Origin of the sequence: Vibrio sp. 10N.261.54.E10, assembly GCF_002877735.2 — a bacterium.
GTDB classification, from domain to species: Bacteria; Pseudomonadota; Gammaproteobacteria; order Enterobacterales; family Vibrionaceae; genus Vibrio; species Vibrio crassostreae_C.
On record NZ_MCXE02000002.1, the window covers coordinates 1,525,512 to 1,544,392 of the forward strand.

At 45.3% G+C, this 18,881-nt stretch carries 15 protein-coding genes and 2 pseudogenes; 13 read left to right on the forward strand and 4 right to left on the reverse strand.

Annotated features, from left to right (window positions below):
* The first annotated feature begins 6 nt into the window (after nucleotides 1-6).
* The 13 genes and pseudogenes from BCU07_RS18065 (at nucleotide 7) to BCU07_RS18125 (ending at nucleotide 12,582) form a co-directional block, all read left to right on the forward strand.
* A complete protein-coding gene (locus BCU07_RS18065; protein WP_017060006.1) occupies nucleotides 7-969 on the forward strand; it encodes a DUF58 domain-containing protein in 963 nt (320 codons plus the stop codon).
* Complete coding sequence (locus tag BCU07_RS18070) at nucleotides 970-1,512, forward strand: DUF4381 domain-containing protein (protein ID WP_102428303.1); 543 nt, start codon at nucleotides 970-972, stop codon at nucleotides 1,510-1,512. It begins immediately after the preceding gene.
* Entirely contained in the window at nucleotides 1,505-2,584 is a 1,080-nt protein-coding gene (locus BCU07_RS18075) for a vWA domain-containing protein (RefSeq protein ID WP_102332862.1), read from the forward strand. Before BCU07_RS18070 ends, BCU07_RS18075 begins: the two co-directional genes overlap by 8 nt.
* Entirely contained in the window at nucleotides 2,577-4,301 is a 1,725-nt protein-coding gene (locus tag BCU07_RS18080) for a vWA domain-containing protein (protein WP_102428302.1), read from the forward strand. Before BCU07_RS18075 ends, BCU07_RS18080 begins: the two co-directional genes overlap by 8 nt.
* Nucleotides 4,298-5,692, forward strand: coding sequence for a BatD family protein (locus tag BCU07_RS18085; RefSeq protein ID WP_102428301.1), 1,395 nt, complete (start codon nucleotides 4,298-4,300; stop codon nucleotides 5,690-5,692). Before BCU07_RS18080 ends, BCU07_RS18085 begins: the two co-directional genes overlap by 4 nt.
* Nucleotides 5,693-5,770: 78 nt before the next feature.
* Nucleotides 5,771-6,676: a LysR family transcriptional regulator gene (locus BCU07_RS18090; protein WP_017064697.1), complete on the forward strand. Its 906-nt coding sequence runs from the start codon at nucleotides 5,771-5,773 to the stop codon at nucleotides 6,674-6,676.
* Between the two features lie 19 nt (nucleotides 6,677-6,695).
* A complete protein-coding gene (locus tag BCU07_RS18095) occupies nucleotides 6,696-7,436 on the forward strand; it encodes a YegS/Rv2252/BmrU family lipid kinase (RefSeq protein ID WP_102428300.1) in 741 nt (246 codons plus the stop codon).
* Nucleotides 7,337-8,296: pseudogene (gene tnpC, locus BCU07_RS18100) on the forward strand (IS66 family transposase); the annotation flags it as partial. The gene BCU07_RS18095 and the pseudogene tnpC, both read left to right, overlap by 100 nt.
* Before the next feature lie 377 nt (nucleotides 8,297-8,673).
* Nucleotides 8,674-8,958: a hypothetical protein gene (locus BCU07_RS18105; RefSeq protein ID WP_017062010.1), complete on the forward strand. Its 285-nt coding sequence runs from the start codon at nucleotides 8,674-8,676 to the stop codon at nucleotides 8,956-8,958.
* Nucleotides 8,959-9,002: 44 nt separating this feature from the next.
* Nucleotides 9,003-9,104: pseudogene (locus tag BCU07_RS18110) on the forward strand (hypothetical protein); the annotation flags it as partial.
* Entirely contained in the window at nucleotides 9,085-9,720 is a 636-nt protein-coding gene (locus BCU07_RS18115) for a hypothetical protein (protein WP_102429275.1), read from the forward strand. The pseudogene BCU07_RS18110 and the gene BCU07_RS18115, both read left to right, overlap by 20 nt.
* Before the next feature lie 109 nt (nucleotides 9,721-9,829).
* Nucleotides 9,830-11,506 (forward strand): amidohydrolase family protein, encoded by a 1,677-nt coding sequence (locus BCU07_RS18120; RefSeq protein ID WP_017062008.1) that lies wholly within the window; start codon nucleotides 9,830-9,832, stop codon nucleotides 11,504-11,506.
* Between the two features lie 92 nt (nucleotides 11,507-11,598).
* The gene (locus tag BCU07_RS18125; RefSeq protein WP_032548688.1) at nucleotides 11,599-12,582 is read left to right on the forward strand and encodes a CobW family GTP-binding protein; all 984 of its coding nucleotides are present in this window, start codon (nucleotides 11,599-11,601) and stop codon (nucleotides 12,580-12,582) included.
* Nucleotides 12,583-12,894: 312 nt separating this feature from the next.
* Here BCU07_RS18125 and BCU07_RS18130 read toward each other — a convergent pair whose 3' ends face one another.
* The 4 genes from BCU07_RS18130 to BCU07_RS18145 all read right to left on the reverse strand — a co-directional run bounded on the left by BCU07_RS18130 (nucleotide 12,895) and on the right by BCU07_RS18145 (nucleotide 18,747).
* On the reverse strand, nucleotides 12,895-14,070 hold the full coding sequence (locus BCU07_RS18130) for a threonine/serine exporter family protein (RefSeq protein ID WP_102429274.1): 1,176 nt from the start codon (nucleotides 14,068-14,070) through the stop codon (nucleotides 12,895-12,897).
* Between the two features lie 582 nt (nucleotides 14,071-14,652).
* Entirely contained in the window at nucleotides 14,653-15,915 is a 1,263-nt protein-coding gene (locus BCU07_RS18135; protein WP_413286176.1) for an ISL3 family transposase, read from the reverse strand.
* Nucleotides 15,916-16,110: 195 nt separating this feature from the next.
* The gene (locus tag BCU07_RS18140) at nucleotides 16,111-17,793 is read right to left on the reverse strand and encodes an alkaline phosphatase family protein (RefSeq protein WP_017069461.1); all 1,683 of its coding nucleotides are present in this window, start codon (nucleotides 17,791-17,793) and stop codon (nucleotides 16,111-16,113) included.
* 165 nt (nucleotides 17,794-17,958) lie between these two features.
* Nucleotides 17,959-18,747, reverse strand: coding sequence for a formylglycine-generating enzyme family protein (locus tag BCU07_RS18145; protein WP_017060470.1), 789 nt, complete (start codon nucleotides 18,745-18,747; stop codon nucleotides 17,959-17,961).
* Nucleotides 18,748-18,881 lie beyond the last annotated feature (134 nt).

The window sequence follows — 18,881 nt, forward strand, 5'->3', positions numbered from 1 at the left end:
GGCGTCATGGCGAAGCCAACACAAGCTCCCAAATCGCAAGGCCTTGATCCACGACTGTATTGTGATTATTCAAGGTTAGTGCGAATTCAGGCTCAAGCTGAGTCGTTTTCACTGTTACCTCATTTAAAAGCGGGCAGCGTACTTTCAGGCAGACATAACTCTTTGTTCCGTGGTCGTGGTTTGAACTTCGAAGAATTACGTCATTACCAATTGGGTGATGATATCCGTAATCTCGATTGGAAAGTTACGATGCGAACGGGTAAGCCTCATGTTCGTAGCTATACCGAAGAGAAAGACCGTAATGTGATGATCTGTGTCGATCAGCGCAGTTCGATGTTCTTTGCGTCTCAAAACACCATGAAATCTGTTGTGGCTGCCGAAGTGGCGGCATTGTGTGGATGGCGAGTGCTGAAAGATGGTGATCGAGTTGGTTTCGTTTTGGCGTCGCACCAAAAGCTCTTTCATACCAAAGCGCAGCGTTCTCAATCGGACTTATTGGCTCAGTTAAAACATCTTACCAAGGCTAATCAAAGCTTAGGTGTCAGTGTGAGCGATAGCGAAGGTGTTGGATTTAGCCAGTGGATTGAACTGATAAAACGAATGAGATTAAAGCAATCGACCTTAATCTTTATTAGTGATTGGCGAGATTGCCAAGAGCAACATCTTGACCGACTAAAGCAACTGCAACAACACAACGACATCTTAGCCATTATGGTCACCGATCCATTAGAACAATCATTGCCTCAAGATCTGGCAAGCGCAAACTGGGTGGTGGGTGATGGTCGCTTTCAACTTAATCTGGATAGCCAATCTAAGGTTAACCTCGCAAGTGAAAGCCTTGCCCAAAAAGCGGCACTTCAGAAACTGTCCCTTGCTAAATTGATGGCGATGAAAAACCTCCCTTATATAGAATTAGACACGTCGGGCAATCACATATCACAGCTGCAGAAACTAGTGGGAGGGCGCTAAATGGCTGTTGAACATGCTCCCCCAAGTACCTATATCCTCCGCGAACTGCACGATGTAGCGATTCCTGACATTGTGAGCTGGGCTCCTCAAACGATCGGCTGGAAGATCCTTGGCGTTATTCTGTTATTGGTCGCTATCTATCTGGCTTATCGCTTGGCGTTAAGGTGGTGGAATAACCGTTATCGCAAAGAAGCGCTTCAAGAACTCATGGTACTGGATGCAAGAGACAAGAACTCAACCGAACGAACCTTTAAAGTCCTCAAAGTGGTGCTTCGTTACCTAGACAGCAGTAATGCCAAGTTGTTTGGCCAAGCTTATGTGAACCGTTTGAACGCTTATCTGCCTGTTAGCGCCAACACGAGTGAAAACAGCAATGCGTTCTTTGCCGATGAAGTTTCGGAATTATGGATGCAAAGCCTAATTGACTCTAATGTGCGTTTGAGCTTTGAACAGCGTTTAGAGGTAATTCAAACCGCGATGATGTGGCTAAAACTTCACAAGCCGAATGTACAGGTAACGGTTGAGGGGCAAGACAATGTTTGATGTTTTATCTGCCAGTTTTGAATTTGCGCATCCGCTGTGGTTTATTGCGCTGCCTTTACCGTTGTTGGTCTACTTTGCGGTGCCAGCTTATCGAACTAAGCAAATGGCGATTAAGGTGCCATTTTTTCGAGAATTGGTAGAAGCGATTGGGGAAGCACCGTCAGAAGGTGCAAGCCAGTTAACTCCAAGCTGGTGGCAACGAACCACGCTCATTATTACTTGGGTACTCGTGGTTTGCGCGTTAGCTAAACCAACCATCTTAGGTGAGCCACAAGTTCGTGAACAATTAGGCCGCGATGTGATGGTGGTGGTCGATTTGTCTGGCTCAATGGCGGAGCAAGATTTCACTTCTAAACAAGGCGATAAAATCTCTCGTTTAGATGCGACCAAAGAGGTGCTGGCTGATTTTGCGAAAACCAGAAAAGGTGACCGACTCGGTTTGATCTTGTTTGGTGATGCAGCGTTTGTACAAACGCCATTTACCGCGGACCAAGATGTATGGCTTGAACTGCTTAATCAAACCGATGTCGCGATGGCAGGGCAAAGTACGCACTTGGGCGATGCAATTGGCTTGGCGATCAAGGTGTTTGAACAAAGTGAAAAGCAAAGTGCTGCCGTTCAAGATTCAAACGTCGACACCAACGAAAAAGAGAAAGTCGTGATCGTATTAACAGACGGTAATGATACAGGAAGTTTTGTTGAGCCTATCGATGCCGCAAAAGTCGCCAAGGCTAAAGGCGTTCGAATTCACGTTATTGCGATGGGCGATCCGCAAACCGTTGGAGAGGTTGCTCTGGATATGGAAACCATCAAGCGTGTCGCTCAAGAGTCAGGTGGCGAAGCCTTTGAAGCACTTAACCGCGACGAACTGACCAAAGCCTATGCTCAGATTGGTGAGCTTGAACCTCAGTTATATGAAAGTACCACTTATCGCCCTAAACAGGGGCTGCACCACTATTTGATGGCGATTGTTGTAGTGATGTATTTGACCGCATTCAGCTTAGCAACGATACGCCGAAGATCGCTGCTCGCTTCTTCTGTTAAGAATTTGAAAGGAGAGAGTGATGCCTGATTCTCTCACGATACAACAGTTTTTTACCCAGTTTCATTTTATCCGACCATTGTGGTTGTTGGCCTTTATTCCAATGTTTTTCCTGTTATGGGTTCGTTGGAGAGAAGAGACCAAACCAACGTGGAAAGACATTATACCTGCACATTTACGTGATGCATTGACGATTGGCGAAACAGGCTGGCGCAAGCAACTGCCGTTGAAGCTATTGGTGGTAATTGTGACTATCGCCATCATTATCTGTTCTGACCCAACATGGCAACGTGAAGCATCGCCTTTTGGTGAAGACAAAGCGTCGATGTTGGTTGTGCTTGATAATAGTGAATCTATGCTTGCTAAAGATTTGCCTCCAAGTCGCTTGGAACGATCTAAGCAGAAAATTAGAGACTTATTGGCAGCTCGCAAAGGCGGTAATACGGGCTTAGTGGTTTATGCAGGCAGCGCACACGTGGCGATGCCCGTCACGCAAGACAGCAAGGTGTTTGAACCGTTTCTAGCGGCTATCACACCCGATATCATGCCTGTTTCAGGTAAGTCAGCAGAGGAAGCACTGCCACTGATTAATCAGCAACTGTCTGGTGAGTTAGGCTCTTCTGTACTGTTGGTATCAGATGGTGTAAACCCAAGCACCATTAGGGCGTACGAGAGTTTCTTTAACGACAATCCGTATCAGTTGCTCATTCTCGCCGCAGGAAACAGTAATGTGGTGAGCGATAACCCTGTCGACCTAGATTCACTGCGTAACTTAGCGAGTAAGACGGGTGGACGAGTGATTGAAGTGACCGTTGATGATTCGGATATCCAACAACTGAACAGAGCGGTTGAAAGAAACATGCAGCTCAACGGCGAATCTTCAATGCCTTGGAAAGACATGGGCTATGGACTGCTTATTCCAATGGCTTTCATTATGTTGCTATGGTTCAGAAAAGGGTGGTTGGTGCAGTGGTGTGTTGTTAGCCTAGTTATTTCAGGCAGTATTTATTCACCAAGCACTTTGGCGAAAACAGTCAACTTAACTGCTGAGAAACCCGTTGTGGTGGAGTCGTTTACAGCTTTGGATAAGACCACTCAATGGTGGTGGGACTTATGGCTAACGCCCGACCAACAAGGTCAACGTTTGTTGAACCAGAAAGAGTACCTTCAAGCTGCCAAACATTTTACTGACCCAATGCGAAAGGGCGCGGCTTATTACTATGCTCGTGATTTTAAGCTCGCTCACAGTGCGTTTTTGCAAACCAAAACTGACCTTGGTTTGTACAATGCAGCGAGTGCGTTAGCTAGGCAGCGTGAATACCTTGCCGCACGAGACCTCTTGAAATCATTAAGTGAGAAAGAGGATCTGTCACCAGAACTAAGAACGGATGTGGAGAACAATCTTGCTGTGCTTAGTGGAATTGTCGAAGAGGTAAACCGAACCAGTGAAAGCCAGTCTGGAACCACAGATGGCCCTGAAGAATCTTTAGAACTCGAAGACGATCAGCCGCGAACGGGTGATGGCGCTGAAGAAGAAACGGTAGCGGAATTGATGCTTAAGGAAACACTTAACGCCAATGAAATCTTGGGCAGCCAAGAGCTTGCCGACAAGTGGTTAAAGCGAGTAGAAGCCGATCCTAAGTTCTTCTTGAAATCCAAATTCCAAATTCAGTTAAGAGATCCTGCGCCTTCTATCGAACAGACACCAAAACAGGAACAGGCATCAAAACAGGAGCAAACGCAATGAGTCGATATGATTTAGCTCTTGAATCGATTCAAGTAAAGGTAGGGCGCTCAGAGTCCTTTAAACTAACCAAGACCTTGCTTGTGTCGATGGTTCTATTGATTAGCACTGTTTTCCCTACTTTTGTTTCTGCTGCAGATATCTTCGATCTCCAAAAAAGTGGTGACGTTGAGCTTATCGCTTGGGTAGGGGAAAAGCCAAAGTCAGGCGATAAGATAACGCCGGGCAAAGTCAGCGTAAATGAGCAGGTCATTCTGAACATTGAGGTGGCGACACCGCGCTGGTTAACGGGCGGCACTCGAATCGGCAGTATCGAAATCCCTAACGTTATCGCTAAGCAGCGTAACCAACTCGCGACGAACTACACAGAAAGAGTCGGTGGTACTACATGGTCACGTCAGCGTTGGGAAGTGACGCTTTATCCGATGACTTCCGGTGAGTTTGTTATTCCAACCGTACCGGTTCGTATCCAAGTTTCTGCTCCTGATGGTTCAAACGTGGGCGGTACGCTTTACACGCAGCCGATTAAGTTTGAAGCTTCGTTGCCTTCAGGTTTACTCGATAATGAAACGCCTTGGTTTTCTGCGACAGAAGTAGATATAGAGCAGCAATGGCAACGCTCAAGTGAAGAGCTAAAAGTTGGCGATGCTATTACTCGAACTATCACGATTAAGGCAAAAGACAGCTTTTCTGTGTTGCTGCCAGATGTGTTGAACAATGAATCGACCCAGCAGTACCAAGCTTACCCGCAACCTAATCGTTTAGATGATACTCAAGATCGTGGTAACTACCGTTCCAGTCGAATTGAGGAGACGGTTTATGTTATTCAGCAGGGCGGTGAATTTACGCTGCCAGAGTTTTCATTTCAGTGGTGGGACAGCAAAAATCAACGCCTTGAAACCGTGGTGATAAAAGGGAATCTGTTTGAAGCCAAACACACAGTCCAATCTTTCATCAAGGCTTACATGTCAGTGTTTATTAGCGTTGGTCTGGCACTGTTGTTCAGTGTGGCGTGCTTTGTTTCGGTTAAACGTTATTATGCGAACCGCCCAACACCAGGTTGGTTGGTACTACGTCGTTTACTCAAGCAAGGTAATTGGGCTGCATTAAGAACCTTTATCTACCGTCAATTGCGAAACGAAACCTCTCAGTTAGAACTGAATAAAGCGCAACATGATAAAGCGAAAAATGGTAAATCAAATGGGCAAAAGCGTTGGCTAGAGGATAGCGAAGCCCTTCAACAAGGATGTGAAGATAAAAACGTATTCACTCGTTTATGGAAAGGGTTACGTAACTTGCCCAACGAGAAATCAAGCCAGAGTCAATCTCGTTCAATTGCCGCTCGCTTGAAAATCCCTAAAGCCTTGCCAAACTTAAAAGATAGAACTAAGTAGCAAACTTTAGTTATTCGCATCGAACATAATCGGCAGGTTCTCTACTATGGGGAACCTGCTTCTTTAATATGGAACTGTATGAAAAGTACCGAACTAAATCTAATTCCTATATTTGTTGCTATCTATGAAGAGCAGAACTTATCTAGAGCTGCTAATCGCATGGATATAAGCCAACCAGCAGTGAGTAAAGCACTTGCAAGGTTGAGAGATATCTATGATGAGCCACTGTTTCATCGCACCACATCAGGCGTAGAGCCAACCACATTCGCTATTGATATCTATCCTGCAATGGCCGCTGCACTTAAAAACTTTACTTCTACCTTATCCGCATCAAGAGACTTCGATCCTAAAACCTCAGGCCGCGTGTTTTCCATTGCCTGCGTCTCGGCGGCGAGCTACGAAATGATGCCAAAAGTCATGCGGTTAATCAGCCAAGTCGCACCAGGTATCGCGTTAGAGGTTCATCCTCTGTTTACCGAAGACTATGAGTCTGATTTAAGGCTGCAAAGACACGACGTGATTGTTGATATGACGCCTAAAGGAAGAACCATGCTTAAGCACGAGGTGATTTCTACAGAAGAGCTGGTCGTGGTGTGTAGTAGTGATCATCCTACGGTTGGCGATACCATCGATATGGAACAGTTCTTAGCACTCGAGCATGTGGTGGTCTCTAGGTGGCATGCGCGCAAAAGCTTATTAAGCTCTGAGCACTATAGTGACCTTGAGAAACGTAGAATCGTGTATCGCGCAGCGGGCGTTGTAGAGATGCTTCCTGTTATCGAAGGCTCTGAGTACATCGGAGTAATGCCTATTTCATCAGTGCGTTGTTTTGCTGAAAAGTACGCGGTAAAAACACTACCATTACCCTTCGAGTTGGAAGACCTCGATATGTGTATGATTTGGCATCCAAGCCGTACTAATGAACCAAGCCATAAGTGGTTACGAGCTAAGATCAAAGCGGCAGCAAAAGAGTTATCAAGTTAGCCTATACAAGGACATAGCCATGGACAGCATTCGCGTGATTTTAAACGGAAAGAAAGCCAATATCCCGGAATTAAGGCAAGCCACCTTTGCGGCGAGGGACAATGATATTGACCTGCAAGTTAGAGTGACTTGGGAATCGTCGGACATGTTTCGTTTGGTAAGCGAGGCAATATGCGATGATGTTAAGCGTCTGATTGTTGTCGGTGGCGATGGAACGGTGAATGAAGCCGTTAACGCGCTCAACCTGCTCCGTGCCAGTGAAAGACCACAACTGGCGCTTGTCCCAATGGGCACTGCGAATGATTTTGCTACCGCAACGGGAATACCTAACGATATTTCGGGTGCTTTTGAACTAGCGCTGGAAGGCAAGGCGTTTGCGGTGGATAGCGCGCGTGCGAATGACCGCTATTTTATGAATGTCGCTGCGGCGGGTTTTGGTGCTGAAGTCACAGCTGAAACGCCAGTCGAGCTTAAAGATTTTCTCGGTGGCGGTGCGTATACACTAACAGGTGTGGTGAAAGCACTTGGCTTTAAGCCCTACAGTGGCACGTTGCCCATAGACAAAGGCAGCTTTACCGGCGAGATCCTTGTTGGTGCTTTTTGTAATGGTCGCTTAGCGGGTGGAGGACAAGAGTTAGCACCCAATGCATTGATTGATGATCGCTGTTTACCCAGTCGGGTATCGAGCTATCACGCGCCACCATGGCAAGGTGGGTTATCCAAGTCAGTGAGAAGTTCGCCCCGCTGTATGTGGCCTTGAAGGAGAACCTACTTCAACAAGTGGTGGTTCAGGCGGATGAAACGCCGCTCAATGTGCTCAAAGAAGAGAAGCAGTGTTATATGTGGCTTTACTGCTCAGGCGCTGACTCGCCCGAAGCGGCACTGCCGAATGTGAAAAAATCGCCTTGTACGACTATCAAAACAGTCGCGCGAGGGTGTGCCCCGTGGACTTTTTAGGTGACTACAACGGTTATCTACAAACCGATGGCTACACGGCTTATCATGGTCTGCATCACGTCACTAATGTGGGGTGCTTAACGCAAGTTCATGGACGCGAAGAAGCTTCAAGGGGAAGGTAAATCGGGCAAGGCTGATAAAGTGCTGGCTAAACCCCAAAAGCTCTACGGGATAGAATCACGCTTAAAAGGTGCGCCTGCCGAAGAACGCAAAGCAGAGCGTTAAGCGTATGCCAAGCCGATACTGGATGAGCTTTACCAATGGATGACAACCCAGAAGGTGATAGGCTCTAGCCCACTAGGCAAAGCAATAAAGTACTAGCTCGGGCAATGGCCTAAACTCATTCGTTATATCGACGATGGTCACTTATCTATCGATAATAATCGCGCTGAACGCGCAATTAAACCGCTGGTTATTGGCAGGAAAAATTGGCTATTCTCCAACACACCAAACGGTGCTGATGCGAGCGCGATGCTTTACAGCATCATCGAGACCGCGAAAGCCAACGGTCTTATCCTCTAAGACTACATGGTCAAGTGCATGAAAGAGCTGGCGAAAGCAGAGCCTGATATCGACGCACTTCTATCTTGGACCTCTTCGGGTCAAGTCAAAACAGACCTCAACAATATTGGCTTTGGCCTCGAAACTTACGTTTGGTGCTAGCTATGCCATCAGACTCTAATAACATATTTGGGTTCTTTGATGAGTTTGAAGCTTCAGAAGGAGAGTCACAGCAACCCCCTATAGAGCTGTTTCAAGAACCCGTTGAAATTTTATCAACCCTAGATAGTCAGCCAAATAAGGTACAACAATAAGTCTTTGTGATAAATAAAAAGCGACATCCACTCACGGTAGTGAATATATGTAGGGTCACGTCCTGCATAAGCGATTTATTCAAATTTAAAGAGTGAATTAATATCGCACCATAAAGAAAAAATACTTCAAATACTCCAGAAATGAGCATGGCTGAGCATAGGGATTCTCAGGTTTGATGATACCAATATCAGGTCAGATGGCCGAACACATTTATGGGTACAACCATGAATTTAACGCATCGCTCACTCATGGTTATCGCTATCACTGTTGCTCTTTCTGCGTGGGGTAGTGATGAAACCAGCTCACGTCCTATTAAGCCAGAACCGCTTCAGACATTACCAACAGAGCAGGTTTCAGTATCCATCGGGGACGCGACTCTTTTCGCAAATAGAGAGTCTGTTGTGATCAATACCTTAGCAGGTGACGAGCAACGCGTATCCATTGAAGCGTTTAAAGGAATCACTTACGCCGATCAACAACGTTTTCAGCACAGTCACTCCGTCAATTAGAAGACAATGCTGATAGCGCTATAGATGCGACACAATTTGGCGTCGTGTGCCCACAGCTTAAAATAACCCAGCAAGAGCAATCTGAAGATTGCTTGAATCTTAATATTTGGCGTCCTTCGGAGATCAATGGTTCAGAGTCATTACCCGTGTATGTCTTTATTCATGGTGGGGACTTTGAATATGGCGCAGGTTCTGATACCGACATTAACGGTGATACCGTCGGGGCTAAAAGATACCATTCGATATACGGGTGGCGTTGGCGCTGGAAAGGCGAACCTCGATATTTTCAAAGAGTTCAGTATAGGTGCGTCGTACAACAAAACGATTCAATTCGGCACAAAAAACTCGGGAGTCGCTGCGCTTCAGCAGCTCCAGTTTCGAGTGGCAAACACACCATTGATGCTGGGTGTGAAACAGATTATTGGCCAGAGCTCGGTAGAGTTTGAGACCAGTAATGAAGATGTGAATAACGCTATCAATGGCGTTATTCAATATTTTATGGGCGAAAGCTCGGTGACCTCTGGGCTGGGTGTTGTCGCGGAATACGATAATGCGATTGATAATCGTTGGACCGTTTCTGCGTTTTATGGCCTGGGTAAAGCGACAGTAGAGGGCAGTCTGTCAGACGATGAAAGTGTCGATGCGTATGGTGCTGGATTTCGCTATCAGATAGCTTGCCGATATGGGTTACACATGGGGGTAGACCTCGCTTTTAGTGACGTTGACAGCGCGTTTTATATAACGGTTGGCAGTGGATTCTAATGATGGAAAGGTGGGTGTTAGTCAATCGATTGATTTTTCTACATGCAGCATAGTTTTCATAGCAATCATGAACTAGTATTTTTTTACAACAAACATAACAGGTATCAATATGAAAAATTACGACCCAAATGAATTGGACGCTACGCAAGTATTACTTGATGGTGTCGATACAGATAAACGTTCGACTTTGACTAAGTTAGCGGTTGGGGCTGCGGCACTGCCTTTTGCCTCTGTTTTACATGCAGCCCCTGAAAAACTGGTTGGCCAAAACATCAAACTGATGCCTAACGAGAAAGGGCCATTTGATATCGTTATCGAAAATGGCCGTGTTGTTGATCCTGAAACTGGACTCGACGCAATTCGTCACGTCGGTATTAAAGGTAAGCGTATTGCTGCAATCTCAGACAAAAAGCTGCAAGGCAAAACAATCATCGATGCTGAAGGTCTCGTGGTTGCACCTGGCTTTATCGATATGCACGCTCACGGACAACAACTTCCTGCTGCCCGTGCTCAAGCATTCGATGGCGTAACCACCGCTCTTGAGATGGAATCTGGTCTATTCCCAATCGGAACGTACTACGATATTACTGCTGCTGAAGGTCGCCCGATTAATTACGGCGCTTCTGTAGCATGGACTTACGCTCGTATTCAAGCAAAAGAACCTACGATGCCTGCTCCTGATGGTACGATTGTTTGGTTCCAGAAAGCTTTTTCTAAAAACAATTGGCAAAATACCCTAGCAACCCCAGATGAATTAAAACAAATTCTGGGCTCGGTTGAGCAAGGTCTTAAAGAGGGGGGCTTAGGCATTGGTATTAACGCGGGTTACGCACCAGGTTATGGCCACAAAGAGTACTATGATCTTGCTAAACTAGCAAAACGCTATGAAGTACCAACCTACACTCACGTTCGTTACCTAAACAGCGCAGAGCCACAATCAAGCTTTGAAGCATACCAAGAACTCATTAGCCTGTCGGCGACAACGGGTGCACACATGCACATTTGTCACCTCAACAGCACGTCAGTACAAGATATCGAAGATTGTGCCGATTTAGTTCAATCCGCCATTGATCAAGGTTTAGCCGTTACTACTGAAGCTTATCCTTATGGTGCTGGCTCTTCCGTTATTGGCGCAGAAGTTTTCCGTGGTGACGATTGGTTACAACGTTGGGGTGTACCAAGCGCTAGCTACATGGAAGCGAATGGTAAAGCACTAAACCAAGAAAAAGTCACTGAACTACAAGCATCAGCGCCCGGTACCGTGGTTGTCATGCACTTCTTAAAACCCGATGAGAACAAAGAAGATCGCGCTAAAATGGACCGTTCAGTATTGTTCCCAGGTGCAGCTATCGCTTCAGATGCAATGCCTTGGATGGATGATAAAGGCGTATTAATTGAAGGTGATGTATGGCCACTTCCAAGCAACGCAATAGCTCACCCTCGCTCACTTGCTTGTTTCTCTCGTTTTATTGAAAAATATGTCGAGGAATACAAAGCGGTAACACTAGTAGAAGCGATGGAAAGAACTAGCTTAAACGCATGTCGTATTCTTGAGGATGCTGTGCCACAAATGGCAAATAAAGGTCGTATTCAAGTAGGTAAAGATGCTGATTTAGCTATTTTCAAACTTGATGAAGTAAAAGCCGTTGCAACATTTGATAAACCAAATGCCCTTTCTACAGGCATGAAATACGTACTTGTAAACGGGACACCTATCATTGAAGCTGGTGAAATGTTGTTAGATTCAAACCCAGGTGAAGCGGTTCGCAACAAAGTTACTGGCTAAGTTATCCTGACTTAAAAGGTTGGGCATTAGCTCAACCTTTTTTATTGCTTACCGAGTAAATATAGACAACGAAAATCGAAAGAGAGCATGCTATGAGCAAGAAGCCTATTCCAGTAACAATTTTAGCCGGATTTTTAGGAGCAGGGAAAACGACCCTACTAAACCATATATTAACCAATGCAAATGGAATGCGCATGGCTGTGATCGTCAATGATTTTGGATCAATCAATGTTGATGCGGAGTTAGTTAAATCTGAAAGTGAAAATATGATCAGCCTAGAGAATGGCTGTATCTGTTGTAACCTTGCAGAAGGACTAGTCGTTTCGGTAATGCGTTTACTCGCATTGGAGGAACGCCCAGACCATATTATTGTTGAAACTTCAGGTATCGCAGAACCCAAAGAAGTGGCACTTCAATTTGAAGATCCGGAACTGCAAGCACACGCACCTTTAAATGCAATCGTGACGACGATCGATGCGGAAAACATTTTAGGGCTAGAAGGCCCAATGGAGACGTTGTCGAAGCAGCAAATTCAAGTGGCTGACATTGTTCTGGTTAATAAAGTTGACCTAGTCGATGCTGATAAACTAGAGCAAGTCAAAGCATGGTGCCGAGTACAAGCTCCGTTTGCTAAATTGATTGATATTTCATTCGGCGAAGTGGATTTACCTATCTTATTTGATGCCCCTGAAAGTACGCGCTTTGTCACTAACAAAATAGCGGCTGATCAAAGGGAATGCCAGCACCATGATTGTCATGATGAGCACTGTCATCACGTGAACCATGATTTCGAAACATTCAGCTTTGAAACTGATCAACCGCTTAATCTACAAAGTTTGTATCCTCTACTGCAACAGTTTTCAATTGATGCTTATCGCATGAAAGGTATTTTAAATTTAACCGATCGTCCTGATCATCGCTGTGTATTTCAGTGCACGGGCCAGCGAGCCAATGTGACGGTTGGAGATGCATGGGAAGATGATGAATCTCGTTCGTCACGGTTAGTCTTCATTGGACCTAAAGGTGGCCTTGATAAAGAGAGTATGCGTAAAAAACTGAACGCACTGGTGGCGTAGTTAGAGCGGAAATGGAGTAGATGGCAAGCCTATCAACCTAGCGCTTGCCTATACCTAGCTTACCTCTGCCTACTTTGCATTGACTCATCCTAAGCATCCTTATCTTATTGAATTATTGGCTACTTTCGATTCTATTCGGTTTTTCCAAATCCATATTGCTCATTCCCCTCGCCATCTGAAACAAAATAGTCTTATCGATTTTCGAGACTCTGTTCATCAGTACCTTCTCAGAATCGGTTAACGTCAAAAAGCAGATAAAGACTCAATCGTGGGTTATTGGGGCGTGTTGATCAGCGATTGTTAGCTCGATGGTTAGTCCTCAATGATGGAATCAAAATGACGACTAAATATAGAATAAACCATGATTTGTCCCGCCATAATCGCGCCAAACATCAGCAAGGCGGACAGACCAATATTCGGAATGGGTAAAATGGAGGTCGCAAAGAAGGACTCACTTGCTCCGACAATGATTCGACTACCGGGGACAAGAATGATGATCCCTTGAATAATGTATATGAGTGGTGGAACGTGACGCAATTTTCCCATCCCCAACCCGTAAAGCGTAATGAGTATTGTGCTTACCCATGTACCTAGAACCCAATCGGAAGTAAACCAATGTGGCCCCCACATGCCAATTGCCGCGACAGGAAGGCCTAAGAGAATTTCTGTCATACTTGCGTTGAAAATAAGGCCAATAGCGACAGAAATCCCGATCAGTGCGGTGACATGAAGAACGAATGGGATTTCATCAATAAATACCGGTACCGATAATGGTTGATTGATTATGTTGGCTAAGCCTAACCCCATAACAATGCCGATGAATATTTTCATTACTATGAGTGCGCTTTGTGCAAGCAGTTCGATACCTGACCGAAAGTCATTGAGAGCAAGACTGGCTAAGCCGTTGGTGACGGTTAACCCAGGAATAAAAAGGACAATGGAAGAAATGCACAGTGCCAATGTTGGTAAGCCGGGAACCTGTGCCGCTATCATACCGGTTAAAAAACTGGCTACTAAGGCGACAAAGAACTCGACAAGAATGCTTCTTGGCCCAGTCAGGAAAATTTGTGCTAGCCAGGCTATAGCGCCCAGAATAATGGATAAACCGACCGCCAGATAAGTACTGCCAACTAACATTAAATAACATGGCGGAAGCAATAAATTGGCAAAGCACAAGGTACGATTCGAGTAGGTTTCTGAACCTTCGTAATGGGAATGAGTCGAAAACCCTTTAAGCGTTGCGACTAAATCACGTAAGTTAACCGAGGGTGGTTTTTTGTTTTCCATCACGACTTTTTGCGTGGGTTGCTCAAAAATAGTGATGACTTTTGTCGGGGTCACATCAATAGAGACATCAATGTTCTGGCGTTTTGCATAAGCTTGAGTGTATTGAGCTACCGAGTAAGGCGCACAACCAGATTGATGTAATCGGTCCGAAAAGCTCAAAATTTCTTGCTGGCATTGTTCGATATGATTTGTTTGTTTCATTCTGTTTGTTTCTCAATCACCAAGGCGATATATGTTTGAGGGGCATTCTAATTCAATAGTATCCTCATTCAAGCGTAACCAATAGTCGTGTATAGAGGACGGGCCCCTACAAACGAACAAGGCAATGGTTAAAAAGATAGGATTCATTGAATGAGAGGTTATCAGTTTATCGTTGAGGTAAATCAGTCATTGTTGAAGCTGCAACCTCAAAAATAGATCCGCTCACGCAGCTATTTGAAGGCGTAAAACTCCAAATCCATGAGGTGATTGATTTAACTCTGAGGCTTTTAGAAAAGCTCGGTAATGAGTAAAGGAAACTAATATTTAGGAAATGGAAGCCTAAATAAGATTGATGATGAGCGTTAGAATCACAACTAGAATGGAACCGACATAAGCAATTTCAATAATGTTTGAATCAATCCAGTTGCAGTATGCTTGAATTGCTAAACTCAGTTTGTTTTTCATAATGGCCTTTGGAAAATTAACCGAAATCTACTGTAAATAATAGCTTATTATGAGTGAGCTTTGATGACGGTTTCAAAGGTTCCTTAGCGCTAACAGTGTGATTGCGGCGCTCACGTATTAACAATATCGTCCCGTGGGTTCATGGGGCGGATACAGTCGATAAGGTTTAAGAGCAGAAAGTTGGGCTAAAAAAGAGCCGCTTATTTGTGGTTCATCGCGGCTTTCCAAGAAGTAGTCGGTATCTCGATACCCATATCCCATTCGCTTGATTAGCTTTATCTTGTTGTTTATCCCTTCTAGGGTGCAGGTGTTTAGCGGATAACTTGCCGATGCGATAATACCGTGAAGATAAGGACTCAGTTTTCGTGCGAACTCTTTCAATGGCTTAATTCCACTCTCTTGTACTTGTGCCCACCACGCCTCCCAGAGCCCTTTAGCATGTGCTTCTGATTCACAATACCAAAGCTCTTTGAGCTGTGCCCCGAGTATATAAGTGGTCATTAAGTCCTTATTGATATTCAATATTTCTGTAAGATAGCTGTCTTGCCGTGGATTTAAGTTGCCTCTATTTTTCAACAACACCCAGCGTGAGCGCTTGACCCATTGCCTCGCTTTTTTATCTTGCTTGAGCTTGTTGGCTTGGTCGACTCTGACTCTATCCATGACCTCACGACCGAACTTAGCGACAACATGGAATAAGTCGTAAACGATTTTTGCGTTCGGGCAATGCGCTTGAACTTCAAGGTCAAAAGCCGTATTCATGTCCATCGCGACCGCTTCGATATTATTGCCATGCTTGCCTAACAGCTCGAAGAACGGTCGTATGTCCTTGCGGCTACGGCCTAACCCTATCCAAATAACTTGGTGAGTCTTAGCGTCAGCGATGACCGTGGCATACCGATGTCCTTTAAAGATAGCGAACTCGTCCATGACGAGTTGCCTTAGCCCCTCCCATTTCACTGACGGCACCACTTGTCGAAGTCGGCGTTTATCTATCTCTTTAATGGTGTGCCAATGTACGCTCGTTAACTGGGAGATATGCTTAATGGGAAGAAGAGGCAGCAGTTGTTCTATATAACTTTTTAGGCGCTTCGTTATACGAGCATAAGGCTCTAACCAAGATAGAGACTCTGTTTTGATGCCGCAGTCACGACACTTAATTCTTCGTGTTTGAACGGAAAGTTCAACAGGAACACCGAGCAACATGGCTTCTTTCACATGACGCCATTGATACTCATGAATAGCCTCGGCCTCGAGACCACAAAGGCACTTAGCCTCAGAGTTAGGTTTAAGAGTCAGGGTAATAAGTGATGCTGTCTGGTGAGACTTTACTATTTGAAAGCCTTCCCAGAATGAAGATAGGAAAGTATGATTCGGCATGAAAACGGTAGTTTGTGTATGATTTTTGTTTGGCGACTAAACCATGTCACTTACTACCGTTTTTGTTTTTAGTTCCCGCTAATGCGCGATGAACCTTATTTGTTTCGACCTAGTGAGTCAGAAACAGATAAACGGCTCTTTTATTGAGTGGGTGCTGGATTCGAAATCTAGCTCACGAAACCTTAGAGATTGAGTCTACTCAGTGATCTCTTGCAGCACTTCTCCGATTGACCCGCTTGGTTGGGTGATACCCAGTTTGTTCGAAAGCGTTGGCGCAATGTCATATGGCGTCACTGGTCGCGATACCTTCTTAGCTTCAACGTCGTAGCCTGCAAAGATCACAGGCACATGAGTGTCGTATTTCCACGGAGAACCATGTGTAGAGGCAATTTGGAGGCCTTCCATGTCGTTAATGTAGCTGCGCGGTGCAAATACTACGTACACGTCGCCAGAACGAGCAGGGTGGTAGTTGTTTTTAATTAGCTGCATCACATGCGTATCCGGTACTCGGTTAGCCGCAATGTCACTACTTGATACAGCAAACGCAACACCTTTCACTTTTGCAATTTCATCCGCAATAGCTTCTTGGACCTTAGCCAGATCAAGCTTCTTCTCAGCGATCAGATCATGATTCAGATAGATGTAAGGTTGTGCGTACAAGCGAATCGCGTCTTTGGTTAAACCAAATTCATCCTTCAATCGTTTCTCAACACCACTCGAGAGTAGTGTGTCTTTATTGAAGTATTGAGCTTGATTGAAACCAAGCGCATTTGCCGCAGGTGAAGATTCAGGTACACCGTGGTCGGCAGACAGCACAATCAATGTGTTTTCTAGCCCGACTTGGTTATCCACGGTTTTGAAAAGCTTAGCGAGAGTCTTATCAAGTCGGATAAGGTTGTCTTCTGTTTCTAGGCTTTCAGGGCCGTAAAGGTGCACCACGTAGTCATTTGATGAGAAACTCACTGACAGATAATCGGTCACGTCGCCTTGGCCAAGCTTCTCTTGCATCAACAAGGTGCTAGCGAAGTTTTCCGTGATTTCGTCACCCGCAGGGCTGACGGTTAGCGTTGTGCTGTAGTACTTGTAACTTGCCGGGCCATAAGGATGAGGGAAGGTGCGTTGGAAGTCACCGAGTTTCACTTTGTGTTCGGTATCGTGTTCTTGCAACGTGTATTTATCACGCGGTAATGAGAGCTCCCATTTCTGTTTGGAATACTGAGCAGCAATCGCTTTCTCGTTCCAGCGTGATACCCAATCTGGATACTCGTCATAGTAATAGTTACTGGTGACAAACTCCGATTGTGCTTTGGAGAACCAGAAGGCTTTACCACTGTGTCCTGCCAATGAGATTGCGCCGCGGTCTTTCACTGATACACCGAATACTTTTGATTTGCCACTATTGGAAATCGTCAGTTCGTCACCAAACGTGGTGGAGAGTATTGGCTCTGGAGAGCGGCCATCGCCTTGTGCTGTCTTCTGCGTTGGGTCGATCTCTGTTGCTTTATCGACACCTGCACCAGAGGTCAGCATTTGGTAGTTACCGTCTTCTACGTTATACACCAAACGTTCTTCGCTACGGTCATACCAAACGTTACCTACCATGCCGTGTACGCTCGGTGGAGCACCTGTTGCAAGCGACACATGGCCCACGATCGTTTCCGTGTTGCCATGTTGGTAGTTTGCGTTGGTGTAGTAGGTACCATCATCCATTAAGTACCGGAAACCGCCTTCACCGAAGTTGTGCTTATATCGTTCGATTAGATCTGCGCGCAGGCCATCTACCGTGATTTGAAGGACTAGATTTGGCTTTTCCTCAGCTGAAGCTGGGAGAGCGCAGAGTAACGCGAGGGTTAGTCCTGAAAGCTTGGTGTATTGCATAGAGTTTCCTTATTCACAGTTGCCGCTGAGTTCTAATGTTTGGTCAGGTTTCCAACGTTTGGCCAGATTTGTAACGTGTGTGCAGTGCGAATCGTATTTTTAGTATTGTTGGTGACGATTAGTGAACCATAACCTTCGGCATCTTTAGTTAGTTCGCTTCGTTAGCTAGTTCACATCCTTAACTAAACGCAGCCCCATATCTGACATAGTGATCGATTGGCTTGCGAAGTCACGACGGTAACTTTCAGATTCATTTTCGTCATAAGCAAAGCTGCCACCGCGAACCGATTTGTGTGATAAACCGACGTCGCTGTGTTTTGCGTTGTTAGGGTTGTCTGTTGGACCGAATCGGTAGAAGGTGTCATCGAAGGCATCGATAACAAACTCGCCCACGTTTCCTGTCATGTCATATAAGCCTAGTTCATTTGGTTTCTTTAGCCCGACTGGATGTGCGCTATTTTTAGAATTTGCTGAGTACCACGCAACATCATCTAAGTTATTGGAACCACTGTAAGTATAGCCTTTACTTTTATTGCCACCTTTGGCTGCAAATTCCCATTCAGCTTCAGTAGGCAGACGGTATTCTTCACCCGTTAATTCATTCAACTGCTCAACAAAATAGTTTGCTTGCTGCCAACTAAGGTTATTGACCGGAACTTGTGGGTTTTGGAAATAACTGAGAGATGAACCCATCACCGATTCGAACAATTCTTGAGTCACCTCAAACTTCGCAATATAGAAACTATCTACAGTTACATTACGTGCAGGACGCTCTGCTTTGGTCGCTTCTGGACCGTTCGACCCCATGGTGAATGTGCCGCCTTCAACCAACACCATCTCTTGGTCAATTTGTTGGGCGATGGGGTGTGTAGGCACGCTTGCACAGCCACTCAGAAGGATAGTCATGGTGACGCTGCTAATTGTTGCTAACTGTTTGTAATTAAGAAATTTCATCACGTGCCTCAGATGTTCGAAATAGGGTCTAATTCTAACGTTTAAGGTCATTCCTATTGGTTATAAAGGGTATAACATGTCACCTGATCGAATAGGAATTATGATGGGTCCAGAATACTAAAATAGGTAGGTAA